Source organism: Pantoea sp. EKM103V, assembly GCF_011800365.1.
GTDB classification, from domain to species: domain Bacteria; phylum Pseudomonadota; class Gammaproteobacteria; order Enterobacterales; family Enterobacteriaceae; genus Pantoea; species Pantoea anthophila.
The window spans coordinates 1,130,294-1,155,284 of sequence record NZ_JAALFQ010000001.1; the positions used below are offsets into that span (position 1 = coordinate 1,130,294).

The 24,991-nt window shown below is 59.4% G+C and carries 26 protein-coding genes; 12 read left to right on the forward strand and 14 right to left on the reverse strand.

Annotated features, from left to right (window positions below; translation table 11 throughout):
* Positions 1-21 precede the first annotated feature (21 nt).
* The 4 genes from xdhC to guaD are packed head-to-tail and all read right to left on the reverse strand — an operon-like array spanning position 22 to position 5,908.
* On the reverse strand, positions 22-798 hold the full coding sequence (xdhC, locus tag HFD97_RS05490) for a xanthine dehydrogenase accessory protein XdhC (RefSeq protein WP_167430822.1): 777 nt from the start codon (positions 796-798) through the stop codon (positions 22-24).
* On the reverse strand, positions 785-3,151 hold the full coding sequence (gene xdhB, locus HFD97_RS05495) for a xanthine dehydrogenase molybdopterin binding subunit (RefSeq protein ID WP_009090158.1): 2,367 nt from the start codon (positions 3,149-3,151) through the stop codon (positions 785-787). The genes xdhC and xdhB overlap by 14 nt, the downstream gene beginning before the upstream one ends.
* Positions 3,141-4,583 carry a xanthine dehydrogenase small subunit gene (gene xdhA / locus HFD97_RS05500; RefSeq protein ID WP_167430821.1) on the reverse strand — a complete coding sequence of 481 codons (1,443 nt, stop codon included), beginning with the start codon at positions 4,581-4,583 and terminating at the stop codon, positions 3,141-3,143. The genes xdhB and xdhA overlap by 11 nt, the downstream gene beginning before the upstream one ends.
* Positions 4,580-5,908 (reverse strand): guanine deaminase, encoded by a 1,329-nt coding sequence (guaD, locus tag HFD97_RS05505; RefSeq protein ID WP_046101854.1) that lies wholly within the window; start codon positions 5,906-5,908, stop codon positions 4,580-4,582. The genes xdhA and guaD overlap by 4 nt, the downstream gene beginning before the upstream one ends.
* 398 nt (positions 5,909-6,306) lie before the next feature.
* Between guaD and ydfG the strand changes: the two genes are divergently transcribed.
* Positions 6,307-7,053 (forward strand): bifunctional NADP-dependent 3-hydroxy acid dehydrogenase/3-hydroxypropionate dehydrogenase YdfG, encoded by a 747-nt coding sequence (gene ydfG / locus HFD97_RS05510; RefSeq protein ID WP_009090152.1) that lies wholly within the window; start codon positions 6,307-6,309, stop codon positions 7,051-7,053.
* 30 nt (positions 7,054-7,083) lie between these two features.
* On the opposite strand, the gene HFD97_RS05515 is transcribed toward ydfG, so the two are convergent.
* Positions 7,084-7,410, reverse strand: a complete 327-nt coding sequence (locus HFD97_RS05515) for a YnfA family protein (protein ID WP_150029631.1) — start codon at positions 7,408-7,410, stop codon at positions 7,084-7,086.
* A 133-nt stretch (positions 7,411-7,543) separates the two neighbouring features.
* On the opposite strand from HFD97_RS05515, the gene HFD97_RS05520 reads away from it, so the two are divergent.
* Positions 7,544-7,867 (forward strand): DUF1283 family protein, encoded by a 324-nt coding sequence (locus HFD97_RS05520; protein ID WP_046101855.1) that lies wholly within the window; start codon positions 7,544-7,546, stop codon positions 7,865-7,867.
* A 45-nt stretch (positions 7,868-7,912) separates the two neighbouring features.
* Complete coding sequence (locus HFD97_RS05525; protein ID WP_009090146.1) at positions 7,913-8,212, forward strand: DUF1161 domain-containing protein; 300 nt, start codon at positions 7,913-7,915, stop codon at positions 8,210-8,212.
* 39 nt (positions 8,213-8,251) lie between these two features.
* On the opposite strand, the gene HFD97_RS05530 is transcribed toward HFD97_RS05525, so the two are convergent.
* Positions 8,252-9,718 carry an MDR family MFS transporter gene (locus HFD97_RS05530; protein ID WP_167430820.1) on the reverse strand — a complete coding sequence of 489 codons (1,467 nt, stop codon included), beginning with the start codon at positions 9,716-9,718 and terminating at the stop codon, positions 8,252-8,254.
* A 391-nt stretch (positions 9,719-10,109) separates the two neighbouring features.
* On the opposite strand from HFD97_RS05530, the gene HFD97_RS05535 reads away from it, so the two are divergent.
* Genes HFD97_RS05535 through osmV form a run of 4 tightly spaced genes read left to right on the forward strand, consistent with a single transcriptional unit; the run spans position 10,110 to position 13,548 of the window.
* Positions 10,110-10,826 carry an ABC transporter permease gene (locus tag HFD97_RS05535; RefSeq protein WP_009090143.1) on the forward strand — a complete coding sequence of 239 codons (717 nt, stop codon included), beginning with the start codon at positions 10,110-10,112 and terminating at the stop codon, positions 10,824-10,826.
* 17 nt (positions 10,827-10,843) lie between these two features.
* Entirely contained in the window at positions 10,844-11,755 is a 912-nt protein-coding gene (locus HFD97_RS05540) for a glycine betaine ABC transporter substrate-binding protein (protein ID WP_009090141.1), read from the forward strand.
* A 9-nt stretch (positions 11,756-11,764) separates the two neighbouring features.
* The gene (osmW, locus tag HFD97_RS05545; protein WP_009090139.1) at positions 11,765-12,412 is read left to right on the forward strand and encodes an osmoprotectant ABC transporter permease OsmW; all 648 of its coding nucleotides are present in this window, start codon (positions 11,765-11,767) and stop codon (positions 12,410-12,412) included.
* Entirely contained in the window at positions 12,412-13,548 is a 1,137-nt protein-coding gene (gene osmV / locus HFD97_RS05550) for an osmoprotectant ABC transporter ATP-binding protein OsmV (protein WP_009090137.1), read from the forward strand. Before osmW ends, osmV begins: the two co-directional genes overlap by 1 nt.
* A 267-nt stretch (positions 13,549-13,815) precedes the next feature.
* Here osmV and HFD97_RS05555 read toward each other — a convergent pair whose 3' ends face one another.
* The 4 genes from HFD97_RS05555 to HFD97_RS05570 form a co-directional block, all read right to left on the reverse strand.
* A complete protein-coding gene (locus HFD97_RS05555; protein ID WP_150029564.1) occupies positions 13,816-15,192 on the reverse strand; it encodes a uracil-xanthine permease family protein in 1,377 nt (458 codons plus the stop codon).
* Between the two features lie 180 nt (positions 15,193-15,372).
* Positions 15,373-16,071 (reverse strand): dethiobiotin synthase, encoded by a 699-nt coding sequence (gene bioD, locus HFD97_RS05560; protein WP_167430819.1) that lies wholly within the window; start codon positions 16,069-16,071, stop codon positions 15,373-15,375.
* Between the two features lie 113 nt (positions 16,072-16,184).
* Positions 16,185-17,402: an ROK family protein gene (locus HFD97_RS05565; protein ID WP_009090132.1), complete on the reverse strand. Its 1,218-nt coding sequence runs from the start codon at positions 17,400-17,402 to the stop codon at positions 16,185-16,187.
* Positions 17,403-17,520: 118 nt separating this feature from the next.
* Positions 17,521-18,426 carry a LysR family transcriptional regulator gene (locus HFD97_RS05570; protein WP_009090131.1) on the reverse strand — a complete coding sequence of 302 codons (906 nt, stop codon included), beginning with the start codon at positions 18,424-18,426 and terminating at the stop codon, positions 17,521-17,523.
* A gap of 202 nt (positions 18,427-18,628) precedes the next feature.
* Here HFD97_RS05570 and HFD97_RS05575 point away from each other — a divergent pair, with 202 nt between their 5' ends.
* The 4 genes from HFD97_RS05575 to HFD97_RS05590 all read left to right on the forward strand — a co-directional run bounded on the left by HFD97_RS05575 (position 18,629) and on the right by HFD97_RS05590 (position 22,226).
* Positions 18,629-19,777, forward strand: a complete 1,149-nt coding sequence (locus tag HFD97_RS05575) for an MFS transporter (protein ID WP_244319730.1) — start codon at positions 18,629-18,631, stop codon at positions 19,775-19,777.
* 179 nt (positions 19,778-19,956) lie between these two features.
* The gene (locus HFD97_RS05580; RefSeq protein ID WP_009090129.1) at positions 19,957-20,217 is read left to right on the forward strand and encodes a hypothetical protein; all 261 of its coding nucleotides are present in this window, start codon (positions 19,957-19,959) and stop codon (positions 20,215-20,217) included.
* Positions 20,218-20,328: 111 nt separating this feature from the next.
* A complete protein-coding gene (cybB, locus tag HFD97_RS05585) occupies positions 20,329-20,868 on the forward strand; it encodes a cytochrome b561 (protein ID WP_046101860.1) in 540 nt (179 codons plus the stop codon).
* Positions 20,869-21,041: 173 nt separating this feature from the next.
* On the forward strand, positions 21,042-22,226 hold the full coding sequence (locus HFD97_RS05590; protein WP_167430818.1) for a sugar transporter: 1,185 nt from the start codon (positions 21,042-21,044) through the stop codon (positions 22,224-22,226).
* Between the two features lie 63 nt (positions 22,227-22,289).
* Here the strand turns inward: HFD97_RS05590 and HFD97_RS05595 are convergent, their stop codons facing one another.
* A complete protein-coding gene (locus HFD97_RS05595; protein WP_167430817.1) occupies positions 22,290-22,547 on the reverse strand; it encodes a YdgH/BhsA/McbA-like domain containing protein in 258 nt (85 codons plus the stop codon).
* A gap of 36 nt (positions 22,548-22,583) precedes the next feature.
* The gene (locus HFD97_RS05600) at positions 22,584-22,841 is read right to left on the reverse strand and encodes a DUF1471 domain-containing protein (protein ID WP_009090125.1); all 258 of its coding nucleotides are present in this window, start codon (positions 22,839-22,841) and stop codon (positions 22,584-22,586) included.
* A 308-nt stretch (positions 22,842-23,149) separates the two neighbouring features.
* Between HFD97_RS05600 and HFD97_RS05605 the strand changes: the two genes are divergently transcribed.
* Positions 23,150-23,800, forward strand: a complete 651-nt coding sequence (locus tag HFD97_RS05605) for a TetR/AcrR family transcriptional regulator (RefSeq protein WP_150029559.1) — start codon at positions 23,150-23,152, stop codon at positions 23,798-23,800.
* A 33-nt stretch (positions 23,801-23,833) separates the two neighbouring features.
* Here HFD97_RS05605 and rhaM read toward each other — a convergent pair whose 3' ends face one another.
* Together rhaM and rhaD are read right to left on the reverse strand one after the other, a co-directional pair.
* Entirely contained in the window at positions 23,834-24,148 is a 315-nt protein-coding gene (rhaM, locus tag HFD97_RS05610; protein ID WP_058957921.1) for an L-rhamnose mutarotase, read from the reverse strand.
* Positions 24,138-24,980 carry a rhamnulose-1-phosphate aldolase gene (rhaD, locus tag HFD97_RS05615; RefSeq protein ID WP_167430816.1) on the reverse strand — a complete coding sequence of 281 codons (843 nt, stop codon included), beginning with the start codon at positions 24,978-24,980 and terminating at the stop codon, positions 24,138-24,140. Before rhaD ends, rhaM begins: the two co-directional genes overlap by 11 nt.
* Positions 24,981-24,991: the final 11 nt, after the last annotated feature.

The following is a 24,991-nucleotide window of genomic DNA, read 5'->3' on the forward strand; positions in this document are numbered from 1 at the left end:
GGTTGCGGCTGAGGCGACAACTCAGGCGATGCGCTGCTGATAGACGCTGATTATTTCACCTGCAATCGCCACGGCGATTTCGGCGGGCAGCTTGCCTTTGACGTCAGGCAGACCGATCGGACAGCGCAGCCGCGCCAGCGGTTCACTGCCGACGCCACGGCCAGCGAGCCGGTAGCGAAAACGCTGATTTTTCGTTTCTGAACCGATCACCCCGGCATAGGCAAAGTCGTTGCGTTTCAGCACCGCTTCGCACAGCGCAAAATCGAGCGGATGGTGGTGGGTCATGATAATGAAGTAGCTCCCGGCGGGAGCCTCCGCCACGCACTCGATCGGCTCCTCAGGCTGCCGCGTCACCACACCGGCAGGCACGTGGCCGAACTGACCGGGACGACTGTCGATCCAGTTGATGTGACAGGGTAACGTAGAGAGCAGGTTCACCAGCGCCTGGCCGACATGCCCGGCGCCGAACAGATAGATTTCCGGCTGCGCCTGCAGCAGAGGCTCAAACAGCAGTGTGGTTTTGCCGCCGCAGCACTGGCCCAGTCGTGCGCCCAGGCTGTACTCCTCGGTGTGGGGCGCGCCTGCCCCGCTCTGCAGCATCGCTCTGGCCTGGGCGATGCACTGAAACTCCAGATGACCGCCGCCAATGGTCAGGAAGCTCTCCTGCTGCGTCACCACCATTTTGCTGCCGCTGTCACGCGGCACCGAACCGTGCTCGCTGAGCACGGTGACCAGGACGCAGCTCTGCCGCTTCTCCCGCAGCTGATGCAGGACGCCTATCCAGTCATGGTAAATCATGTTCTGCTCCTGCCAGACGCTGCACGCCCCAGAAGATCCGCTCCGGCGTGGCAGGGGCATCCAGATGAGGGTGCTGCCGGTAGTCGGCGACGCTGGCAACCGCATCCTGCAGCGCACACCAGGCGGCAATGCCCAGCATAAACGGCGGCTCACCCACGGCTTTGGAGTGGAACACCGTATCCTTTGGATTCCTGCGGTTCTCCACCAGCGTGACCCTGAGATCGGCCGGCACATCACTGATGGCCGGAATTTTGTAGCTCGCCGGTCCATCGGTCAGCAGCTGACCTTTGTCGTTCCAGACCAGCTCTTCACAGGTGAGCCAGCCCACGCCCTGCACAAATCCCCCTTCCACCTGACCGATATCGATGGCCGGATTCAGCGAGGCCCCGACATCATGCAGGATGTCGGCACGCAGCAGGCGCGATTCGCCGGTTAAGGTGTCGATCACAACCTCGCAGCAGGCGGCACCGTAGGCGAAGTAGTAGAACGGCTTGCCGCGCCCCGCCAGCCGGTCGTAATGAATCCCCGGCACGCGGTAGTAGCCGGTGGCGGAGAGCGGCACCTGATTCAGCCACGCCAGCTTTGCCACCTCGGCGAAGGTGTAATGCTTCTCGCCGGCGCGCACCACGCCGTTGCGGAAACTCACCGCGCTGGCATCACACTCATGCAGCCTGCAAAGCATCTCCGTCATTCTGTCACGCAGGATCTCAGCGGCATTCTGCGCCGCTTTGCCGTTGAGATCCGCGCCGCTGGAGGCCGCGGTTGGCGAGGTGTTAGGCACTTTACCGGTGTCGGTGGCGGTGATCTGGATCTTATCGACCTCAATCTGCAGCACCTCGGCGACAATCTGGATCACTTTGGTGTTCAGTCCCTGGCCCATCTCGGTGCCGCCGTGGTTTAGCTGCACCGTGCCGTCGGTGTAAATCAGGATCAGGGCACCTGCCTGATTGAGAAAGCTGGAGGTAAAGGAGATGCCGAATTTCACCGGCGTCAGCGCCAGTCCGCGCTTCAGCAGCGGGCTGCGGGCGTTGAAGGCGCTGATCTCCGCCCGGCGCGCCTGATAGTCGCTGCTGGCTTCCAGCTGCGCCGTGATCTCATCCAGCAGATTGTCCTCTACCTGCTGGTGGTAATGAGTGATGTTGCGCTCCTGCTTGCCATAGTAGTTACGCTTGCGCAGTTCCAGCGGGTCCAGCCCGCGTTCCCGCGCGATGTGATCCATAATCTGCTCGATGGCCACCATTCCCTGCGGGCCGCCAAACCCGCGATAGGCGGTGTTAGAGGCGGTATTGGTGCGGCAGCGATAGCCGGTGATCCGCGCATCGCCAAGGTAATAGGCGTTATCGGCGTGAAACATGGCACGATCGACAATCGATCCACTGAGATCCAGTGAATAACCGCAGTTTCCCGCCAGATCGATTTTGATGCCGCACAGCCGGCCATCTTCTTCCACGCCCGCCTCGTAACGCACAAAGAAGGGGTGACGTTTGCCGGTGACACGCATATCGTCGCGGCGGGAGAGCCGCATCTTCGCTGCCCGCCCGGTCTGACGGGCGACAATGGCGCAGAGGCAGGCCACACCGGCCGCCTGCGTCTCTTTGCCGCCAAAGCCGCCGCCCATACGCCGCATATCGATGGTCACCTGGTTCAGGCTGATGCCCATCACCTCTGCCACCAGCTTCTGCACTTCGGTGGGGTTCTGCGTTGAGGAGAAAACCTGCAGCTGGTGATCTTCGCCGGGGATCACCATCGCCGTCTGGGTTTCCAGGTAAAAATGCTCCTGTCCGCCGATGTGAAACGCGCCGCTGACCCGATGCGGCGCGCGTGCCAGTGCCGCTTCCACGTCACCGCGCTGATGCACGTGCGGTTCCTGAACGAAACTGCGCTGCGCCAGCGCCTGCTCCACATCCAGCAGCGGTTCCAGCACCTCATAGTCAATCACTGCGGCGGCGGCACCGAGGCGGGCCGCCTCCGGCGACTCCGCCGCGACGGCGAGAACGATCTGCCCCAGATAGTCGACTTTGTCATGCGCCAGCAGCGGGTCGCCCGGCTCCAGCGGCCCGACATCATTGATACCGGGAACGTCCTGCCAGGTTAACACGCTGACCACGCCCGGCACGGCGTAACAGGGCTGCACGTCGATGCGCACGATCCGCGCATGCGCATGCTCGCTCAGGCGCGGACAGAGATGCAGCAGACCCGGCAACTCCGGCTTGTCGTCGATGAAGCGCGCTTCCCCGGAGACATGTTTTTCCGCACTTTCATGGCGGTTACTGCGGCCCACACCGCTCTGCAGATCGGCGGCATACTGCGCCTTGATTACCGCTTCGTTGAGTTCAGGACGGTTATGAGACATAGCGGGTCACCTCGGTACAGGTTATTTCGCCGTTATAGCGATGAAGAAAGCGGCGCAGCAGGTTACGCGCCACCTGCAGCCGATAGGCGCTGCTGGCACGAAAATCGGAGAGCGGCTGGAAATCGTCGGCCAGTGCGGCCGCTGCACGTGACACCGTCACGGCATTAAGGGGCTGACCGATCAACGCCTGTTCACAGTGGTGCGCCCGCTGCGGCGTGGCCGCCATGCCGCCAAAGGCGACGCGGGCGTCGGTCACGATGCCCTGATCGGTGTGCAGGTTAAAGGCGGCAAAGACCGCCGAGATGTCGTCATCCAGCCGTTTGGAGACTTTCCAGGCGACAAAGTCAGGTGACACCGTCACCTTATCGATACGAATCGCGCGGATAAACTCGCTTTTTTCCAGCCGGGTCTGCCGGTAGCCGGTAAAAAAGTCATTCAGCGGCAGGCAGCGCTGCTGCTCGCCGCGTTGCAGTATCAGGCTGGCGTTCAGCGCCAGCAGCATGGGCGACGCGTCTCCGATTGGAGAGGCGTTGCCGATATTACCGCCCAGCGTGCCCTGCAGACGGATTTGCAGGGAGGCAAAGCGTTGCAGCATCTCGCTCACGCCAGGGATGCGGCTGGCCAGAAAATCGCTGACCTGTTGCAGCGACGCGCCTGCGCCCAGCAGATAATGGTCATCAAATTCACTGCAGACTTTGAGCGCGGCAACCTGCTCCAGGGCGATGAGCAGCGGCAGCCTTTTATGCTGCTGGGTGATCTGCAGGCTGAGATCGGTGCCACCGGCAATCAGTACCGCTTCGGGATGCGCCAGATAGATCTCCGCCAGCTGCGCCGGGGTTTTAGGCAGGAAGCAGCGCCGCCCTGCTGCGCCCGTCTCCTGCATCTCCGGGGTCGCCAGCGCTTCAAGACGCTGCACGGTACCCGCGGCGCTGTGATCAAACTGATCCGTCACCGGCTGCGAACAGAGCTGCTCGGCGGCCGCCATGATGGGCCGGTAGCCGGTACAGCGGCAGAGATTACCCGCCAGCGCGGTTTCCGCCTGATGACGATCCCAGCCCGTGGCATTTTTTTGCAGCGTGAACAGCGACATCACAAAGCCCGGCGTGCAGAAGCCGCACTGCGAGCCGTGGCAGTCAACCATCGCCTGCTGCGCCGGGTGCAGCGCCCGTCCGTGACGTAAATCTTCAACCGTGATCAGCTGTTTACCCTGCAGCGTGGAGACCAGGGTCAGGCAGCTGTTGACCGTTTCATACTGCATCCTGCCATCCACCGCTTTGCCCAGGGTGACGCTGCAGGCGCCACAGTCGCCTGAGGCGCAGCCCTCTTTAGTGCCGGGCCGCTGCTGGCGGGTTCGCAGATAGTTAAGGATAGTGAGATTGGGGTCGAGCGCGGTTTCGCTGACCAGCTGGTTATTGAGCAGAAACTGGATCATGCGGCTTGCTCCTGTGCGTCACGCTGCCAGACCGGGCGACCGGCCACCCAGGTCTGGGCAATATTGCGGTCGTCGCCCAGCGTCATTAAGACAAAAAGTTTTTCCCAGATATCTTTGCTGTTGCCGATACGCAGCTGCTGCAGGGCAGAAACTGCCGGATCGAGCACCACAAAATCCGCCTCTTTGCCGGTGTTGAAATTCCCGATGGCGTGGTCGAGATCGAGTGCCCGCGCCCCGCCCAGTGTCGCGTGATAAAAGGCTTCGGCGGCGCTGAGCCGGTAGTGCTGCAACTGGCCCACCTTGTAGGCTTCGCCCAGTGTCTGCAGCATGTTAAAGGTGGTGCCCGCACCGACGTCGGTGCCCACCCCCACCTTCACGCCCTGCTGCCAGCTGCGTTTCAGATTAAACAGGCCGCTGCCGAGGAACAGGTTAGAAGTGGGACAGAAGGCAATTGAGGAGTCGGTGTCATGCAGACACTGCCACTCCTTCTCTTCCAAGTGCAGGCAGTGGGCAAACACGCTGCGGCGGCCGGTGAGCTGATGATGGTGGTACACATCCAGATAGCCGTCGCGTTCCGGAAAGAGTGCTTTAACCCAGGCCACCTCCTGCGGGTTTTCGCTGAGATGGGTGTGCAGCCAGGTGTCGGGAAACTCCTGACGCAGCTGCTGCACTTTTTCCAGCAGCTGCGGGGAAGAGGTCGGGGCAAAACGCGGCGTCAGCGCATAGCTCAGCCGGCCACGCTGATGCCAGCGTTCAATCAGTGCCCGGGTCTGCTGATAGCTCTGTTCCGGGGTTTCCGTAAGGTTGTCGGGCGCATTGCGATCCATCATCACTTTCCCGGCAATCAGCCGCATGTTCAGCGCTTCGGCGGCGCTGAACAGCGCCTCGACCGACTGCGGGTGCACGGTGCCAAAGACCAGCGCGCTGGTGGTGCCATTGGAGAGCAGCTGATGCAGGAAAAAGGCGGACATCCGGGCGGCATGATCCGGGCAGTGATACTGCGCCTCCACCGGGAACGTGTAGTGATTCAGCCACTCCAGCAGCTGTTCGCCAAAGGCGCCGATCATCTCCGTCTGCGGATAGTGTATGTGGGTGTCCACAAAGCCCGGCACGATCAGCCGGCCGCGCAGATCAGTGACCGGCAGACCCGCCAGCTTCGCCTCAGCCGTCTCCCAGCTCTCCAGACCGGCTACACGTCCGTCACGCAGCAGCAACACGCCATCCTCCAGGTAGCGGGCCTGTGTCGCCAGATCGTCGGGATGATCCACCACGCCGGTGAAGTCAAAGAAGCTGGCGCGTATCGCCGTGTCGGTTGCTGGGTGCATGCTGTTTCCTTTCTGAAAGCGCAATGTGGTGGTGCAGTTAACTCTCTGTTTAACTCTTTGCAACCTGCGTGCCAGATTTACTCTGCTTTAAAATCTATAAATATCAGGTGCTTAGATAAACTCACGCCTGTTGCGCAACAAAAAGCCTGTTGAAAGCATAGCAACCGATTGCTTTCATGTCGCAATCGGTTGCGAAGCGCAATTGCCGATTCTGGCGGCGTTTCTGACGCGCAGGCTGGCTGCTGCCCTGCCCCTTAACGGTGCAGTGCGCCCCGAAAAGGCGCAGGACGTTGCCCGTAAAAGGGGTTTACCCCCTGCCCGTTTTTCTGCGCGCAGAAGCCGAAATGGCATGCTATGGTGAAGCCATCGACGTTGAAAATGGCATAAGGAACAGTGAGATGATTATTTTTGTCACCGGTGCGACGGCCGGTTTTGGTGAAAGTATTACCCGCCGCTTTATCAAAAACGGGCACAAAGTGATCGCCAGCGGACGCCGCGCCGAACGCTTAAAAGCGCTGAAAGATGAGCTGGGTGAGAATCTTTACACCGTCCAGCTGGATGTGCGGAACCGCGCCGCCATCGAAGAAGCTGTGGCGCAGTTACCGGCGGCGTGGCGCGCTATCGATATCCTGGTGAACAACGCCGGTCTGGCGCTGGGCATAGAGCCCGCGCACAAAGCCAGTGTGGAAGACTGGGAAAATATGATCGATACCAATACGAAAGGCCTGGTCTATATGACCCGCGCCCTGCTGCCACAGATGGTCGAGCGTAACGTGGGCCATATCATCAATATCGGCTCGATTGCCGGTAGCTGGCCCTATGCCGGCGGCAACGTCTATGGGGCCACAAAGGCGTTTGTGCGGCAGTTCAGCCTGAACCTGCGCACCGATCTGCACGGCACCGCGCTGCGCGTGACCGATATCGAACCGGGGCTGGTGGGCGGCACCGAGTTCTCTAACGTCCGCTTTAAAGGTGATGATGACAAAGCTGGTCAGGTCTATGAGGGTGCCACCGCCCTGACCCCGGAAGATGTCACGGAAGCGGTTTACTGGGTGGCCACACTGCCAGCGCACGTCAATATCAACACGCTGGAGATGATGCCGGTCAGCCAGACGCTGGCGGGCCTGAAGGTGCACAAGCCTTAATCCTCTGCGCGCCAGCTCTCCCGGCTGGCGCTAGCCACGTCCCCAGCCCAGAACGATAATCAGCATGCCGCTCAACGCGATCAGTGCGCCACTCCAGTCCCAGACGCTCAGCTTCACGCCATCCACCACCCGCAGCCAGAGCAGCGCGGTGAGCACATAGACGCCCCCATACGCGGCATAGACCCGGCCGCTGGCGGCAGGATGCAGGGTCAGCAGCCAGACAAACAGCACCAGGCTGGCCGCCGCCGGCAGTAAAAGCCAGACCGGGCCGCCTTTTTTCAGCCATAACCACGGCAGAAAGCAGCCCGTGATCTCCGCCAGGGCGGTGATAAAAAACAGCAAGGCGGTTTTAATCAGCACCCTTACCTCTCCTGAACTTAAACAAACCACGCACCACTGGTGAGCAAAGAAACGGCGATGATATACTAGCCGGACCCGCTGCAACAGCCGTCCCGGATGGCGATGTTGGCGATAACGAAAGGATAGTCTGATGAAAAAAATGATCCCTGCTCTGCTTCTGGTTCTGCTGTCTGGTACCGCCTTCACGGCGGGTGCGACCACCAACCGCCTGATCATCGAAGATGGCAGTTCTGCCCTGAGTAACGAAGCGGCTCGCCAGAATAAAGAGCAATGGAATGACACGCGGATGCTACGCAACAAGGTGAACAGCCGCGTAGAAAAAGAGTTTGATAAAACCGACCGCGCGTTCGACACCCGCGACAAGTGCGAGCAGAGCCTCAATCTGAACGCCTACTGGGAGCCCAACACTCTGCGCTGTCTGGACCGCCGCTCAGGCCGCCCGGTCACTCCCTGAATTTGCGCTATAGTAATGACGGACGACTAACATAAGGAAGACGTGATGAAGCTACAGAGGGTTTTGTTCACCGCAGCGTTGTTCTCGCTGCCGCTGATGGCGCAGGCTTCCTGCGAATCGGTAAAAGCCGACATCAGTCAGAAAATTGTTCAGAACGGCGTGCCTGAATCGGGCTTCACTCTCGACATCGTCGCCAACGATCAGGTCGATCAGGCGGGCGGTCAGGTGGTCGGGCATTGTGAAAACGACAGCCAGAAGATTGTTTACAAGCGCACCGGCCGGGATGACGAGGCCAGCGTGCCCGCCAGTGCAGGCAGTTCTCAGGACGCGCCTGCGCAGCAATAAACCTGTGTTAATCAGGGCGACAGCCTGTCGCCCTGCCGTTTACTCCGCCTGTTCCGGCCGCTGACGCGGCATCATCCACGCCACACCCAGCGCAAACAGCGCAATCACCAGCGCCACCACAAACACCCAGTGCAGTGAGGCCGCAATCGCCTGCACCATCTGCTGCAGCGCCTGCGGCGCCAGCTGCTGACGGCTGGGTTCAGACATAATCTGCTGCACCGGATCGGCCACCTGCGGCAGCCGCCACTGCAGGTTGAGATTGAGCACCGCCCCCATGATCGCCGTGCCCACCGCCGAACCGATCATCCTGCTGAACATCACCGAGGCGGTACAGATACCGCGAATCTGATAGTCCGCCTCGTTTTGCACGGAGACCAGAAACGTGGTGCTGGTCATCCCCATGCCGGTGCCAATCAGGAAGGCGGTAAAGCCCGCCTGATAGAGTGAGCTCGCGGGCTGAAGCAGCAGCAGTAAGGCGCTGCCGCTGACCAGCAGCAGCGCGCCGAGCTGGGCGGTAAAGCGATAGGAGGTCAGAAGCATCAGCCTGCCGCTCAGGGTGCTGGCCAGCGGCCAGCCAATCGACATCATCGCCAGCGCGCTGCCCGCCTGTAACGGCGTGCCGCCGCGGATCCCCTGAATCCAGGTCGGCAGAAACGCACTGATCCCCATCATGGCCGCCCCGATAATCAGGTTGCCCGCATTACCGGCAATGATCAGCCGGCTGCGCCAGATCACCAGCGGAAACAGTGGTGCCGCGGCCCGCTGCTCGTGGCGTTTCAGCTGCCAGCCTGCCAGCAGTGAACAGAGCAGAAAAGGGATCAGCCAGTATCCGAGCAGCTCCGCCTGCAATAGCACCACCAGCAGCGCGGAGACGCAGAGCATCAGCCAGCCGCTGCCCGCGAGGTTGAGGGGAGCCGATTTCTCCTCCTGCTGATGCGCCGGTAACCAGCGCGCCAGCATCAGCATACTGATCAGGCCAATCGGCAGATTGACCCAGAAAATCACTGACCAGCTGAAGTGCTGCACCAGCCAGGCACCGGTCAGCGGCCCGACGATGGCCGCCACTCCCCAGACGCTGGATAGCCAGCCCTGAACGCTGGCGCGCTCGCGCGGCGAATAGATGTCTGCCACGATGGTGGAGCTGATCGGCATGATGGCCCCCGCCCCCAGCCCCTGAAACGCCCGGAACAGGATCAGCCAGGTCATGGAGTGGGCGAAGCCACACAGCACCGATCCGAGCAGGAAAAGGGAGGTGCCGGTAAAAAACATGGTTTTACGCCCCACCTTATCCGCCAGCCGGCCATAGAGCGGCACGCTGACCGCCTGCGTCAGCAGATAGATGGAGAAGACCCAGCCAAACTGCGAAAAACCGCCGAGGTCGGCAATGATGGTGGGCATGGCAGTGGCCACGATGGTGACTTCGATAGCCGCCATAAACATCGCCAGCATGCAGGCAATCAGTATCCAGTGGCGGTGTCCGGTCCGGAGTTGTGCGCTTTCAGTCATAGGGTTCCTTTTTTATCAGCAAGGCTAGCTGAAAATCAGCCCGTGCAGTTTCCTGAACGTGCGCATTTCCTGCACCATCTGTGACGGTGTCACTAAAAGTCGATGAATTTTTTTTATTGACGCATCAGCCCAGTGGCTACGCGGCCTTAACACCATTTTAACCAGTTTCTCACTCGCCGAAGAAAGGCTGAAAAGCTGGCTTGCCGGGTAAAGGGCTGCTATAGCAGTAAAGCATCTTTCTCAGTGTTCACTGAAAAAGAGTAGGTAAATACGCATTTTGTCTACATTTTATCGCAGTTTCGGTTTTGGGTGCGGCGGCCTTTTTTGCTGCATCTGTCGGACTGTTTAGCGCTGTTATAACAATTGAGATCGTTATCAGGGAGATTCTCCTATGCAAAATGCTTCACTGGCCCGACGCGCCGGTCTGGCACTGCTTGCAGTGGTCGCAGTGATTGCGGTGCTGATCTGGGGCCTCGGCTGGGATCAGCTGGTCGCCCGTAAGGTCGACCTGCTTTATCTCGGGCAACAACACCTCTTCTTAGTGTTCTGGTCGATGCTGTTCGCCCTGCTGGTCGGTATTCCCAGCGGCATCCTGCTCAGTCGCCCGTTTGCCCGCCGCTGGGCCGAGTATGTGATGCAGATTTTCAACATCGGTAACACCCTGCCGCCGCTGGCGGTGCTGGCTCTGGCGATGGTCATTATCGGGATTGGCGACCGTCCGGCGCTGATAGCCCTGTTTCTGGCCTCGCTGCTGCCTATCGTCCGCAACACCTTCTCCGGCCTGAGCGCCGTTCCCCCGTCACTGATTGAAGCCGCCAACGGCATCGGTATGACTAAACTGCAGCGTCTGCGCCGGGTGGAGTTGCCGAATGCCCTGCCGGTGATCCTCTCCGGCGTGCGCATCGCAACGGCCATCAATGTCGGAACCGCCCCGCTGGCGTTCCTGATCGGGGCCAGCAGCTTCGGCGAGCTGATCTTCCCCGGCATCTATCTGAATGACTTTCCGACGCTGATCCTCGGCGCTGTTGCTACCGCACTGGTGGCACTGGTGCTGGATATGTTGCTGGCTGCACTGGGCCGCTTACTGAGTCCGCACGCGGCGGTCTGACCACAAGGAGCTTTGCAATGCTAACGCACTGGATAAAGAAGAGCGTGGTGGCGCTTACCGCGACGCTGCTGCTAAGCCAGACGGCACAGGCAGCTGCCCCGCTGGTGATGGCGACCAAGAGTTTTACCGAGCAGCATATTCTCTCCGCCATGACCGTGCTGTGGCTGAAGAAGAAAGGCTTTGAGGTGGTGCCCAAACGGAATATTGCCACCACCATCGGCCGTAACGCGCTGCTGAATAAGCAGATCGATATGGTCTGGGAGTACACCGGGACCTCTCTGATTATTTTCAACCACATCAGCCAGCCGATGTCCTCTCAGCAGGCCTATGAGACGGTGAAAAAACTGGATGCAAAACTGGGGCTGGTCTGGCTTGATCCGGCACCGATGAACAACACCTACGCCTTTGCCATGACCCGGAAACGGGCCGAAAAAGAGGGTATCAGCACGATGTCTCAGCTGGTCGCAAAGATTGAGCAGGTGCGGAAGACCGACCCGGACCATAACTGGCGACTCGGACTGGACCTGGAGTTTTCAGGGCGTAGCGACGGCATGAAGCCGCTGCAGAAAACCTACGACCTGGCGCTGGATCGCCCGCAGATCCGGCAGATGGACCCCGGCCTGGTCTATAACGCCATTCGCGACGGCTTTGTCGATGCCGGTCTGATCTACACCACCGATGGCCGGGTAAAAGGATTCGACCTGAAAGTGCTGGAAGATGATAAGCATTTCTTCCCCAGCTACAACGTGACGCCTGTGGTGCGTCAGGATGTGCTGGCGAGCCATCCGGGTCTGGACACCGCGCTCAATCAGCTTTCGGCGCAGATCACCGATGAGGCGATTACCGAGCTGAATAAGCGGGTCGACATCGATCATCAGTCGCCGGAGAAAGTGGCGCGTGATTTCCTTCAATCCAAAAACATGCTGTAAGGAGGCACTGTGGATACCCTTCACTACATCATGGATAACTGGAATACCCTGCTGACCCTGAGCTGGCAGCACAGCTGGCTGGTGCTGGTCGCGGTCGGACTGGCGATTGTCATTGGCGTGCCGCTCGGCATTCTGATTGTCCGGGTCCGGTGGCTGGCGGCACCGATTCTCGGCATCGCCACCGTGGTGCTGACCATCCCGACCATTGCGCTGTTTGGTCTGATGATCCCGCTCTTTTCACTGATCGGTCAGGGCATCGGTGCGCTGCCCGCTATCACCGCTGTGTTCCTCTATTCTCTGCTGCCGATTGTGCGCAACACGCACACCGCACTGGAGAACCTGCCAGGCGGTCTGCGTGAGGCGGGTCGTGGTATCGGCATGACCTTCTGGCAGCGTCTGCGCTGGGTGGAGATCCCAATGGCGCTGCCGGTCATTTTTGGCGGCATCCGCACCGCCGTGGTGATGAACGTCGGCGTCATGGCGATTGCCGCCGTGATTGGAGCCGGCGGCCTGGGCCAGCTGCTGCTGGATGGCATCAGCGGCAGTGATATTCGCATGTTAATTGCCGGGGCACTGATGATCTGTCTGCTGGCTATTGTTCTTGACTGGCTGCTGCACCGTTTGCAGCAGGCGCTGACTCCTAAGGGGATTCGATAATGATCACGCTGGAAAACCTGACGAAAACCTTTACCCAGAAAAACGGTACCACCAATAAAGCCGTCGATAACGTCAGCCTGCATGTGCCAGCCGGTGAGATGTGTGTCCTGCTGGGGCCATCGGGCTGCGGAAAAACCACCACCCTGAAGATGATTAACCGCCTTATCCCTGCCACCAGCGGCCGGATTCTGATTAATGGCGAAGATACCAGTACGCAGGACACCACCACCCTGCGTCGCAACATCGGCTATGTGATCCAGCAGATTGGACTGTTCCCGAACATGACCATCGAAGAGAACATTACCGTGGTGCCGCGCATGCTGGGCTGGGATAAGAAACAGTGTCACGAGCGCGCGACTGAGCTGATGAGTATGGTGGCGCTGGACCCGACTAAATTCCTGCATCGCTATCCGCGAGAGATGTCCGGCGGCCAGCAGCAGCGCATCGGGGTGATTCGGGCGCTGGCGGCGGATCCACCGGTGCTGCTGATGGATGAGCCTTTCGGGGCGGTTGACCCGATTAATCGTGAAGTCATTCAGAACGAGTTTCTCGATATGCAGCGTCAGCTGAAGAAAACCGTGATGCTGGTGAGTCACGATATCGATGAGGCGCTGAAGCTCGGCGACCGGATTGCGGTGTTTGGTCAGGGTAAGATCGTGCAGTGCGCCAGCCCGGATGAGCTGCTGGCCACACCGGCGAATGATTTTGTCGGCTCGTTTGTCGGTCAGGACCGCACGCTGAAGCGCCTGCTGCTGGTGCAGGCGGGCGACGTCACCGATCAGCAGCCCACCATTACCGTGCGTCGTTCTACGCCGCTGGAGGAAGCCTTTGGCACCATGGATGAGAACGATATGCGCTCGATTACCGTGGTCGATGAGGATGGCAAACCGCTGGGCTTTGTGAAGCGTCGCGAGGCGCGCAACGTCAGCGGCCGCTGTGAAGAGCGCCTGCACACCTTTAAGGTGACCGGCAAAGCGGAAGAGAACCTGCGCGTGGTGCTGTCAAAGCTCTATGAACACAACACGGTCTGGATGCCAATTGTTGATGAGGAGGGTCGCTACAGCGGTGAGATTTCGCAGGATTATATCGCCGACTACCTGAGTTCAGGCCGCACGCGTCGTCGTCTGAATACGTAGACTCCTCTGTAGATGAAAGGGCCACACGGCCCTTTTTTGTTACCGTGGACAGGCCCGAATTAAACCGCAATAACGTTGCTTAAGGCGAAGGGAACAGGGTCAGAAGAGGAAAGCGTCCCGCGCCAGGGATGGCGCGGGCCGAGCCTGTCATGGATGACATCTTTCGCGTCTTTCCGATCTGACCCTGTTCCCTGCGCAGGTGCGATCTTACAGCAAGCCGGGCCACAGGCTGGCAACCCGTCCCGCTGGCGGATTCCTCTCAGCCGGTCATCCCTCCGTCAGCGTCTCCGCCTCAACCTCTTCCACCGTCCGCGCCTCATCCGGCAGCACCAGATTCAGCACAATGGCCAGGATGCCACCGGTAGTGACTGCATGACCAAACAGGCTGCCGATCAGCGGCGGGAACTGCTTCAGCACGTCCGGCACCGCTTCCACACCCAGCCCGATGCCGAAGGCGATCGCGACGATCAGCATCTCGCGGCGACCAAGCGGTGTCTGGGTCATCACCCGGATACCGGCCGCAACCACGCTGCCAAACATCACCACGGTCGCGCCGCCCAGTACCGGCGGTGGGATCTGCTGCAGCAGGGAGCCAACCGCCGGAAAGAGCCCCAGCAGCGCCAGCATAATACCCAGCAGCATTCCCACGTAGCGGCTGGCAACGCCGGTCATCTGGATGACACCGTTATTCTGCGCAAAGGTGGTGTTTGGAAAGGCCGAGAAAACCGCGGCCAGCACGCAGCTCAGGCCATCGGCGACAATACCGCCCTGCAGCCGCTGCTGGAAAGGCTTACCGGTGATCGGCTGTTGTGAAATCAGACAGTTGGCCGTCAGATCGCCCACCGCTTCAATCACCGCGATGACAGATACCAGCGCGATAGGCAGAAAGATGGTCCAGTCGAAGGCGAAACCAAAGCGGAAAAAGGCTGGCAGCACCAGCCAGCTGCTCTCCGGCGCGGCCTTCAGCTGCAGATGGCCGGTTAACGCCGCCGCCACACACCCCACGGCGATACCCGCGACCACGGCAACCAGCCGCGCCCAGCGGTTTCGCGAGCGGTTCAGCGCCACAATCACCAGCAGCGTCAGCGCACCCAGCGCCAGATTTCCCGGCGCGCCAAAGTCCGTGGCATTGTGACCGCCCGCCCAGTCGGTGATGCTCACTTTGATCAGGCTGATACCAATCAGCGTAATCACTGTGCCGGTGACGACCGGCGTCAGCACCTTACGCAGCGCGCCGACGCAGCGGCTGATGACCACCGGGATCAGTGCCGCTACCAGGTTACAGCCAAACAGCATCGCCAGAATCTCTTCAGGCGAACCGCCACGCCCCTTGATCATTAACCCACCCGACAGGATCACACCCAGAAACGCAAAGCTGGTGCCCTGCAGACAGATCATCCCGGCACCGACGCCATAAAAGCGCCGGGCCTGCATAAAGGTGCCCAGTCCGGAAACAAACAGGGACATGCTGATCAGATAAGGAATATAGGCCTGCAGTCCCAGCACCGAACCGATAATCAGCGGCGGAGTGATAATGCCGACGACGCTGGCAAGCAGATGCTGCAGTGCGGCAAAGAATGCCGGTACGGGACCAATGCGGGCTTCAAGCCCATATAACAAACCTTTCTCGTGCGAGTGCGACATGGTGGTGCTCCAGCTCTGTGTGGTTAGCGGAGTTAATGCATTTTCTGCGCCATCACGTCGGGGATTCGCGGTTAACGATCCAGGTCATTCAAATATAAGCGGAAATAGTTGCAGGAAACGGGTCGCGAGCCTGAAACTTTAGGCTCACAACCCGCTCAGATGACTTGTTTTGTTTCAGTATCAGGCGATCTTTGCACTCACAGCGTGCAGATCGGGCTGCTTCAGCAGAGAAATATCGATCCAGGAGGTCAGATCGCGCTGTTCAGGACGGGGCAGATAAGGAAGTTCACCCAGCAGCGGTGCCGCAATCTTTTCACGCAGCACCTCAATGATGTCACTGTAGTGCGCCAGCCCCGGATTGACGCGATTAGCCACCCAACCTACCAGCGGCAGGCCATCGTGCGCGATGGCTTCCGCGGTCAGCAGCGCATGACTGATGCAGCCCGACTGGATACCCACCACCAGCACAACCGGCAGCTGCTGTTCTGCGACCCAGCGCGAGAGCGGACGTCCGTCGTTCATCAGACTGCGCCAGCCGCCGGTGCCCTCCACCACCACCCGATCGGCCTGCTGCGTCAGATGTGTCAGACCCTGAGTCAGCCGGGAATAGTCGATCATCTGGCTGGGGTGGGTGCAGATCTCCTCCTCCTCAAACACCAGCGGATTAATCGCCTCATAAGGCAGGTCGATGGATGAAGCGCTTTGCAGAACCTGTGCATCTTTGTTACGCAGGCCATCAGCGGTTTTGACCGCGCAGCGCGCGACAGGCTTATAGCCGACGGCACTGACGTTGCTCTGAATAAAACATTGCAAAAGGGCGCGGGACACCACCGTTTTGCCTGTAGCCGTATCGGTGCCGGTAACAAATAGTCTGTTCACTCCACTTCTCCTCTCAAAGCGTTGCGGCTAATCGGTGATTAGCCCTGCTGCGAAACGGCATTTTAAGGAATCCAGAATGAGAACAGATTGCGTTAGCGCAAGTTCAGGCCCGCTTAACCTTGCAACAGTTTCACTAACAGGTGTCCGTTATAGAGAGCGTCTTTGATCAGCGCGGCGGCACCGAGTGTGCCCGGTTCGCTGAATTCGGTGGGGGCCAGCTGAATGCCCGCACTGTAGGCAGGCAGAGACTGCTGCAGAATCGTGTTGCTCACCGCCGGAAACAGCACCTCTGCCGCCGCATTCAGCGGAGAACCGATAAGAATATGTTGTGGATTAAAAATATTAACCATCATCGCCAGAATCCGGCCTGCGTGATGACCGACGCTGGCGATGGTGTCGCGCGCCAGGCGATCGCCCGACAGCGCGGCCTCACATAACGATGACAGCGTCAGCTCCTGACGATTAAGCAGGCTGTCGGGCTGGGCCGCCAGCCGCTGCGCCGCCAGCGCCAGCAGACTGCCGGTGCTGGCGACCGTCTCCAGACAGCCGTGGTTGCCGCAGTAGCACTGCTGACCATAAGGATCGATTTGCGTATGGCCGATCTCGACCAGCGCCCGTCCCCGCTTATGCAGCAGCTGGCCGCCGCTGATCACTCCGGCTCCGACCGTTTCATCGATCACGATCTGAATCACATCCTGCGCGCCGCGCGAAGCGCCGAACAGCGACTCCGCCAGCGTCCAGGCGGAGATATCGTGCTGCACAAACACCGGTAATCCCGTGTGCGCCTCCAGCGCATCGCCCAGCGGCATATCACGCACCTGATAGCCCGGCAGCCGATGCACCACGCCTGACGCGGCGTTGATCAGACCCGGCAGCGTGATGGCGATGGCCGTCAGACGCTCCAGTTTTTTCTGATGACGGATAAAGAAGGCATCCACCTGTTCAATCAGGGCGGTCAGCAGCGGCTGAGCGGATTCATCGGGCAGCGGCAGGCTCTCTTCGGCCAACGCCTGACTGCTGAGATCGCGCAGCGTAAAGGTCATGGCACCGCGATGCAGACGAATGGCCAGATAGTGCCAGGCCTCTGTGTCCAGAATCAGCCCGATAGCCGGACGGCCACGACTGCCGGGTTCCTGAAACTCCGTCTCCTGCACCAGATGCGCGTCCAGCATTTCACGCACAATTTTTGTGATGCTGGCTGGCGCAAGCTGGGCACGGCGGGAAAGTTCGATACGCGAAATGGGACCATAACGGTCAATCAGCTGATATACGACACCTGCATTGGTCTGCTTGATCTGGTCAATATGGCCAGGTTGACTGTCCGGATTCACAACCCTGCTCCCGGTTATTTTCGCGCTTCTAAATAAACATGCGCCATGGTGAGGCAGATCAGGCAACAGCGTCAAATATTTGATTAGAAATGTGATTTATCGCACATATTGGCCTCTGTCAAAGGGTGCTTCCGGGCCGGTTTTCCCGCAGCAGCGCCATCATATTCGCCATCGGTGCGGTGATTTCGCGGCTGGCTGACCAGACCAGCCACAGCTCTGAAATGGCATCCTCTTCCGTCAGCGGCAGCCAGACCAGATCGGCCAGCTGCGCCCGGCGGAAGGAGGCGGGCAGGATGGAGACGCCAAGACCGGTTGCCACCAGCCCCAGAATGGTCATCGCTTCCCCCACTTCCTGCGTGATATAGGGCTGGATCTGATAGCGATGCAGCAGCGCCAGGATATCGCTGTAGAGCGCAGTTCCGCCCTGGGCATCAAAGAAGACGAAGGGTTCGGCGGCCAGCGCGGTGACGGAGATCGCGCCGGCATCCGCCAGCGGATGCGCTTTGTGCACCACCGCACACAGCGGCTCGCTCATCAGCAGCTGATGCGCGAGATCGGCGGGCAGCGGCGTGTTGCGCATTACGCCAAGATCGAGCCGCCCCTCATGCAGCGGGGCCAGCTGCTGGCGGGTATTAATTTCCTGCATCTGAATATGTACCTGCGGCCAGCGCTGGCGAAAGCGAAACAGCGCGTCGGAGACCACCGCGGTAAAAGGCGCCGAGGAGGTGAAACCGATTCGCAGCCCGCCCTCTTCTCCCCGGTGCAGCCGGGCTGCCCGGTCGGCCGCCTGCTCGACCTGCAGCAGGATGGCGCGGGCATCGTTCAGCAATTGCTGTCCGGCAGCGGTCAGCTGAACGCTGCGGTTGGTCCGGTTAAAGAGTCGGGCGCCGGTTTCTGCCTCCAGTTGCAGAATCTGCTGACTGAGTGGCGGCTGGGAGATGTTCAGCCGCCGGGCCGCGCGCCCGAAATGGAGCTCCTCGGCCACCGCAATAAAGTAGCGCAGGTGACGTAACTCAATATTCATATCTGAAACGTCTCATTTAAGATTATTAATATATTAGACATCATAATGATGCCTGCCTAAGCTGACGACAGGTTTTTTTACTCTTAAAGGAAAGTGTGTGAGTCACTTAACAGAGGCCGCCGCGGTAAATGACGAGGCGGGTCGTGTGCCTTCAGAACCGGTGGCTGCGTCAGGTTATATCCGTCGGGGTTCGCGGCAGTTTATGCGCGTGACGCTGGCGCTCTTCTCCGCCGGTCTGGCGACCTTTGCCCTGCTCTATTGTGTCCAGCCGATCCTGCCGGTGCTCTCGCATCAGTTTGGCATCTCACCGGCAACCAGCAGCCTGTCACTCTCTATCTCAACCGGCCTGATGGCGCTGGGCCTGCTGGTGACCGGGCCGCTTTCGGATGCTGTCGGCCGCAAATCGGTGATGGTGACAGCCCTGATGCTGGCCGCCATCTGCACGCTGATCTCAGCCACCATGAGCAGCTGGCACGGCATTCTGATCATGCGGGCGCTGATGGGGCTGTCGCTCAGCGGAGTGGCGGCGGTGGGCATGACCTACCTCAGCGAGGAGATGGATGCGCGGGTCGTCGCCTTCTCTATGGGGCTGTATATCAGCGGAAACTCTATCGGCGGAATGAGCGGGCGTCTGCTGAGCGGTGTGCTGACCGACCTTTTCTCATGGCGGATCGCCGTGGCGGTGATTGGCCTGTTTTCGCTGGCTTCGGCGCTGATGTTCTGGAAGATCCTTCCCGCGTCACGTCATTTTCGTCCCATCACGCTGCGTCCGCGCAACCTGCTGATTAACTTCCGGCTGCACTGGCGCGATCCCGGCCTGCCCTGGTTGTTTGCCGAAGGGTTCCTGCTGATGGGTGCCTTTGTCACGCTGTTTAACTACATCGGCTACCGGCTGCTGGATGCCCCCTGGCATCTGAGTCAGGCCGTGGTCGGGTTGTTGTCGGTGGTCTATCTCACCGGCTCGTGGAGTTCGCCGAAAGCGGGCGCGCTGACCAGCCGGCTGGGACGGGGACCGGTAATGCTGGGTGCGACCGCCATTATGCTGCTGGGCCTGCTGATCACGGCGTTCAACTCGCTCTGGCTGATCCTGCCGGGGATGATGCTGTTCACCGCCGGTTTTTTTGCCGCCCATGCGGTTGCCAGTGGCTGGATTGGCCCACGCGCACGCCGGGCGCGCGGCCAGGCCTCATCGCTTTACCTGTTCAGCTACTACGTGGGTTCCAGCGTCGCCGGGACGCTGGGCGGTCTGTTCTGGCATAACTTTGGCTGGCACGGCATCACGCTGTTTATCAGCACCCTGCTGCTGCTGGCGTTGCTTGTGGCCTGGCATCTGCACCGCAAAAAGCTCTGAGTTTCCTCTCTCTGCCAGGCCCGGATGGCCTCACCAGGCCTGGCAGCACAACACGCTGACTGTCGCTCATCCTCTTCGCTGAAAATCCCCCGCGAAAAAACCCCACAATTCCCGCTATAATCGGTTTTATTGAATCATTTCATCTGCTTTGCCTCTTAACACGGCAACAAGGAACGCCTGTGGCTCTCTATTACTACGTCAATAAACAATCGGGATATAACGATAATCATGTGGTGCATGCCGCTGGCTGCCCGCATCTTCCCGACATGGAAAATCGACTGTTTCTGGGCAGTTTTTATCACGTCAATGCCGCCATTCTTCAGGCAAAAAAATATTATGTGGGGGCTATCGGCTGTGAGAACTGCTGCCCGATTAATGCCAGCCACCTGCCGGAGACGCCGCTCAGCGTCGCCCAGAAACATACGCCGGGGTCACGCTAAGCTGTCGGAGGGTGTCGGCGTGAAATTTACTTACCGCTGCGCTAATTTGTTAAGCATCAGCGCCGTTTTCCGTTATGTTACTCTTCCTGACTCTTTTTGATGGAAAGCACGATGCGGGATAAGTTTGCGCGTTCTCAGATCGCCCTTCACTGGCTGACCTTTTTACTGGTCGTGACAGCCTACGCCACCATTGAGCTGCGCGGCTTTGTGCAGCGCGGCTCCTGGCAGGGGTACGCCATGATCATCACCCACTTCAGCGCAGGTGCGACCGTTCTGGTGCTGATGATCGCCCGCCTGTTTCTGCGTACCCGTCATCGCACGCCACCCATTACGCCAGCCGCGCCGCGCTGGCAGACCGGGGTGGCTCATCTGACGCACACCCTGATCTATGCCCTGTTTATCACCCTGCCGATCCTCGGCCTGTCGTCGCGCTATCTCAAGGGGCGGGAGTGGTGGCTGTTTGGCATCAGTATGCCGGTTGCACCGGAGCCCAATTTTGACCTGGCGGATACGTTGATCGACTGGCATGAAACCCTGGCACCGCTGGGATACTGGCTGATCGGGCTGCATGCGGCAGCGGCGCTGTTTCATCACTATCTGCTTAAAGACAATACCCTGCTGCGCATGATGCCGCCTCGCCGCGGTCAGTAATCTCATCCCGTCGCCCCTGAACGGGGCGATAAAAAAATTTCCGCCTTAAAAGCCGGTTATCAGGTTTCGCTTCCCGCTTTATTCACTACAATGGTCTGTAATTTGTGACGCAGGTCACTTTCGCTGGATGTCTGCCACATCCGAATTCGCTGTACTGACAGATTTGACACCTCATGCAACCAACAACTGTTTCACGTAAAACTGCCTGGCTACGCGTGGTCTTGCTGGCCATCGCGGCTTTTGTATTTAATACCACCGAATTTGTACCGGTGGGTCTCCTTTCGGACATTGCGGCTGACTTTTCCATGCAGACGGCGGATGTCGGGATCATGCTCACGATCTACGCCTGGGTGGTCGCGCTGCTGTCACTGCCGCTGATGCTGCTGACGCGCAACGTGGAGCGGCGACTGCTGCTGGGGGTGCTGTTTACGATCTTTATCGTCAGTCACGTCCTGTCGACCTTCGCCTGGGACTTTCGGTCGCTGATGGTTTCACGCGTCGGCATCGCCCTCTCTCACGCGGTGTTCTGGTCGATCACGGCTTCACTGGCTATTCGCGTGGCTCCGGCCGGAAAGAAAACGCAGGCGCTGAGTATGCTGGCGACCGGAACCGCACTGGCCATGGTGCTGGGGGTGCCGATTGGCCGCGTGGTGGGTCAGTATCTTGGCTGGCGAACCACCTTCGGCGCGATTGGCCTGTCGGCACTGGTACTGATGATCATGCTGGTACGGATACTGCCACGTCTGCCCAGTGAACACACCGGCTCGCTGAGCAGCGTGCCGATGCTGTTTCGTCGTCCGGCGCTGGTCAGCATGTATCTGCTGGTAATCATTGTGGTGACCGCGCACTACACCGCCTACAGCTACATCGAACCCTTTATGCAGAGCGTGGCGCAATCCAGCGGCAATTTCACCACCCTGCTGCTGCTGCTGTTTGGCTCTGCGGGTATTCTGGGCAGCGTGCTGTTCAGCACCCTGGGCAATAAATTCCCTTCCGCGCTGCTGATTGCCGCGATTGCGCTGATCACCCTCTGCATGGGACTGCTGATCTTTGCTGCGGTTCGTCCGACGGCGATCGCTATCCTGTGCATCGTCTGGGGCATGGCGATGATGATGATTGGACTGGGTATGCAGGTGCGGGTGCTGTCTCTGGCGCCGGATGCAACGGATGTGGCAATGTCACTCATGTCCGGTATCTACAATATCGGCATAGGCGCAGGCGCGCTGCTGGGAAGCCAGGTCAGTCTCTATCTGAATATGTCGGAAGTCGGCAACGTCGGGGGGATGATCGGTCTGGTGGCGTTACTGTGGTGTGTCTATATTTTCCGCCGTTATCCTCAGCTTCGCAGTAATGGCTAAGACCGGCGCGGAGAGGATAAAAAAAAGGCTTCAGATAAGCAGGTTATCTGAAGCCTGTTTCTCTTATTTATAGAGAATGGCGGTGCCATGCAGGTTGTTGCTGCCAGAGGTCGAAGTGATGCGGAAAGACTTTGCACCGGCATCGCTGGCCTTTTCTGACAGTTGCTGCTCAAGCGAGGTCAGATTGCTGCTGCCCGTCGCGCTGATGACGCCCACGCGTTGCTGATCCAGTGGCGTGCTGCTCACCTGCTGCGCCGCCACGCTGGTGAACGAGAGGCTACTGAGCAGGGCCGCCGCCACTATCATACTGATACGTTTCATAACGAACCCCTTCTTCATTTTCTGCCGGATGCCCGGTTACTGATAAATCACCGCCGTGCCGTGCAGTTTGTTCTGACCGCTGGTTGAGGTGATGCGGAACGATTTCGCACCGGCTTCATCCGCTTTGGCGTTGAGCTGCGCTTCGACTGAACTCAGGTTGGTGCCGCCCAGCACAGAGATGGTGCCGACAGGCTGCTGATTAGCCGGTTCGCTGGTAACCAGGTCAGCGGCAGACGCGCCAAAAGTCAGTGTGGTGAGTGCCAGAACAGCCAGGGTAGTTTTGATGGTTTTCATAATCTTCTCTCTTTTCAGTGATCGTGTTCAGTGGGTCTGAAATCGGTTGTCGCTATTTAATTAACGACCGTTAAATAAATGATAGACCCCGATCAGGCTGGCCGTCAATATTTATTTAATGATCGTTATTTTAATCGCGAAGTGGCGTGATTATGGGCTTCAGCCCCTTTTCTGACTTAACCATAGGGGCGATAAAACCGGGCTGGCGCACAAAATGGCAACCCCGGAGGACGGCCTGCCTCTCCGCCCTTGCACATTTTTATAATGATCGGTAATTTAATAGAGTGTTCCCCCGTCAGAGAGGATGTATGAGTCAGGTTCAGGATTGCGATACCCGGAAATGCCGTGGCCGTCCCAAAGTGTTCGATCGTGAAGCCGCGCTCGATAAGGCACTGACCCTGTTCTGGACCCACGGGTACGAAGGCACCTCGCTCGCCGATCTGGTGGCCGCTACCGGTGCTAAAGCACCGACGCTCTATGCGGAGTTCGTCAATAAAGAGGGATTATTCCGCGCCGCGATGGAGCGCTATGTTGAGAAATTCAGCGCCTGGCGTGATGCGGCCCTGGGCGATGACAAGCTGGCGGTCTCTGAGGCGGTTGAGGCCTATTTCCGCGCTACCGCGGCCTGCTTTACCGAACGCGATTCGCCCGGCGGCTGCTTCTTTATCTGCACCTCAAGCGCCCTGTCGGCGGCTTCCGCGGATATTGCGGCCATGCTGCAAGAGCAGCATCAGTCACAGGAGCAGGTTTTAAAGGATTTCCTCTGCTCGCGTCAGCAGCGTGGTGAACTGGGAGAGTCAGTGGACATTGCTGCGCTGTCGCGCTATCTGAGCTGTCTGCTTCAGGGCATGTCAGTGCGGGCGCGGGAAGGTGCGGAGCGCACAGACCTGGAGAGTATTATTGATACGCTGATGGCGATGTGGCCTACCCTGACAGGACTGTGTCAGGCTCAGCGGTAAGATTCAGGGCGGGATTCCCGCCCTGTTGCACGTTCAGCTGAGAAAGAAGACCGGCCGGAGCGGCTGACTGACGGGACTGTTGTCCGCATGAGAGGGCATCAGATCCTTCATGGAGGCCCACCAGCGCTGACAGACCGCCGTTTGCGCCACCGCGTTCCAGCGCGCTTCCGATTCAATCTCCACGCTGGCAAAGAGCAGATGCCGCTCCTCATCCAGCCAGATGGCATAATTACGGGCACCATGTGCTTTCAGCGTTTCAGCCAGTTCGGGCCAGATAGGTGAGTGACGACGCTCATACTCCGCATGACAATCCGGATTGACCTGCATCACAAAGGCTTTACGCAACATGGGCAGGCCCCGCATCCAGTGCTGGTTGCCAGGGCGTGACACCAAAACGTTTACCCAGCGCGACTAGCTGTTCTGTGGTGATGCTCTGACGTATCCCGCCCATCGACAGCACCTTAACCATCACTTCAGATGATTTCTCGGCGGTGTCAATCAGCCCAAACGTCTCATCGAGCGTCGGACCTGTGCCAAAGACGCCGTGGAACGGCCACATCACCAGCGTGTGCGACTGCATCTGCGCCGCCGTCGCGGCGCCGATCTCATCGGTGCCGGGCACCATCCAGGGCAACACGCCCACGCCATCCGGGAAGACCACCAGACACTCGGTGCTCCCCTCCCACAGCAGGCGGGTAAAGCGCGCCGAATCCATCTCAACCACATAACTCAGGGCCATAAAGTGGGTGGCATGACAGTGCATAATCACCCGATCTCTGCCGCCGCTGACTGCCTTGCGCACCGCATGCGACTGAAAATGTGACGCCAGCTCGGAGGTCGGCAGCCCGCCATTGACCAGCCCCCAGTGAATTTTGCAGGAGAGTCCCTGGCTGTCGACCTGCAGCAGTGCCAGGCAGTCCGCGGGGTCCAGCTGAACGTTGCGCATAAATTTTCCCGACCCGGTCACCAGAAACCAGTCGTTTGCCAGCGCCGGGGCGGACTGACTCAGCTCGAAACAGCGTGGCTCCTGGCAGAAATCAGCCCTATAGGGGCTCACCTCCTCCTCACTCAGCCGCAGGCTGACGTTGCCACCATTGCGTTCATCCCATCCCTTCAGCCACATGTCGCTGGTTGCCTTAACCATTCCCTTTACAAACTCTGAAGCAAGAATGCTTTGCATAATAAAATCCC

Excerpts from the sequence above, each read along its gene's own strand:
- rhaM (WP_058957921.1), bottom strand. The coding sequence starts at position 24,148 with ATGTTGCGTAAAGCCTTTGTGATGCAGGTCAATCCGGATTGTCATGCG.
- HFD97_RS05535 (WP_009090143.1), top strand. The coding sequence starts at position 10,110 with ATGCAAAATGCTTCACTGGCCCGACGCGCCGGTCTGGCACTGCTTGCA.
- HFD97_RS05530 (WP_167430820.1), bottom strand. The coding sequence starts at position 9,718 with ATGACTGAAAGCGCACAACTCCGGACCGGACACCGCCACTGGATACTG.
- xdhC (WP_167430822.1), bottom strand. The coding sequence starts at position 798 with ATGATTTACCATGACTGGATAGGCGTCCTGCATCAGCTGCGGGAGAAG.
- xdhA (WP_167430821.1), bottom strand. The coding sequence starts at position 4,583 with ATGATCCAGTTTCTGCTCAATAACCAGCTGGTCAGCGAAACCGCGCTC.
- HFD97_RS05605 (WP_150029559.1), top strand. The coding sequence starts at position 23,150 with ATGAGTCAGGTTCAGGATTGCGATACCCGGAAATGCCGTGGCCGTCCC.
- HFD97_RS05520 (WP_046101855.1), top strand. The coding sequence starts at position 7,544 with ATGAAAAAAATGATCCCTGCTCTGCTTCTGGTTCTGCTGTCTGGTACC.
- HFD97_RS05555 (WP_150029564.1), bottom strand. The coding sequence starts at position 15,192 with ATGTCGCACTCGCACGAGAAAGGTTTGTTATATGGGCTTGAAGCCCGC.
- HFD97_RS05540 (WP_009090141.1), top strand. The coding sequence starts at position 10,844 with ATGCTAACGCACTGGATAAAGAAGAGCGTGGTGGCGCTTACCGCGACG.
- HFD97_RS05595 (WP_167430817.1), bottom strand. The coding sequence starts at position 22,547 with ATGAAACGTATCAGTATGATAGTGGCGGCGGCCCTGCTCAGTAGCCTC.
- HFD97_RS05570 (WP_009090131.1), bottom strand. The coding sequence starts at position 18,426 with ATGAATATTGAGTTACGTCACCTGCGCTACTTTATTGCGGTGGCCGAG.
- ydfG (WP_009090152.1), top strand. The coding sequence starts at position 6,307 with ATGATTATTTTTGTCACCGGTGCGACGGCCGGTTTTGGTGAAAGTATT.
- xdhB (WP_009090158.1), bottom strand. The coding sequence starts at position 3,151 with ATGTCTCATAACCGTCCTGAACTCAACGAAGCGGTAATCAAGGCGCAG.
- osmV (WP_009090137.1), top strand. The coding sequence starts at position 12,412 with ATGATCACGCTGGAAAACCTGACGAAAACCTTTACCCAGAAAAACGGT.
- HFD97_RS05525 (WP_009090146.1), top strand. The coding sequence starts at position 7,913 with ATGAAGCTACAGAGGGTTTTGTTCACCGCAGCGTTGTTCTCGCTGCCG.
- cybB (WP_046101860.1), top strand. The coding sequence starts at position 20,329 with ATGCGGGATAAGTTTGCGCGTTCTCAGATCGCCCTTCACTGGCTGACC.
- guaD (WP_046101854.1), bottom strand. The coding sequence starts at position 5,908 with ATGCACCCAGCAACCGACACGGCGATACGCGCCAGCTTCTTTGACTTC.
- HFD97_RS05575 (WP_244319730.1), top strand. The coding sequence starts at position 18,629 with ATGCGCGTGACGCTGGCGCTCTTCTCCGCCGGTCTGGCGACCTTTGCC.
- HFD97_RS05600 (WP_009090125.1), bottom strand. The coding sequence starts at position 22,841 with ATGAAAACCATCAAAACTACCCTGGCTGTTCTGGCACTCACCACACTG.
- rhaD (WP_167430816.1), bottom strand. The coding sequence starts at position 24,980 with ATGCAAAGCATTCTTGCTTCAGAGTTTGTAAAGGGAATGGTTAAGGCA.
- HFD97_RS05590 (WP_167430818.1), top strand. The coding sequence starts at position 21,042 with ATGCAACCAACAACTGTTTCACGTAAAACTGCCTGGCTACGCGTGGTC.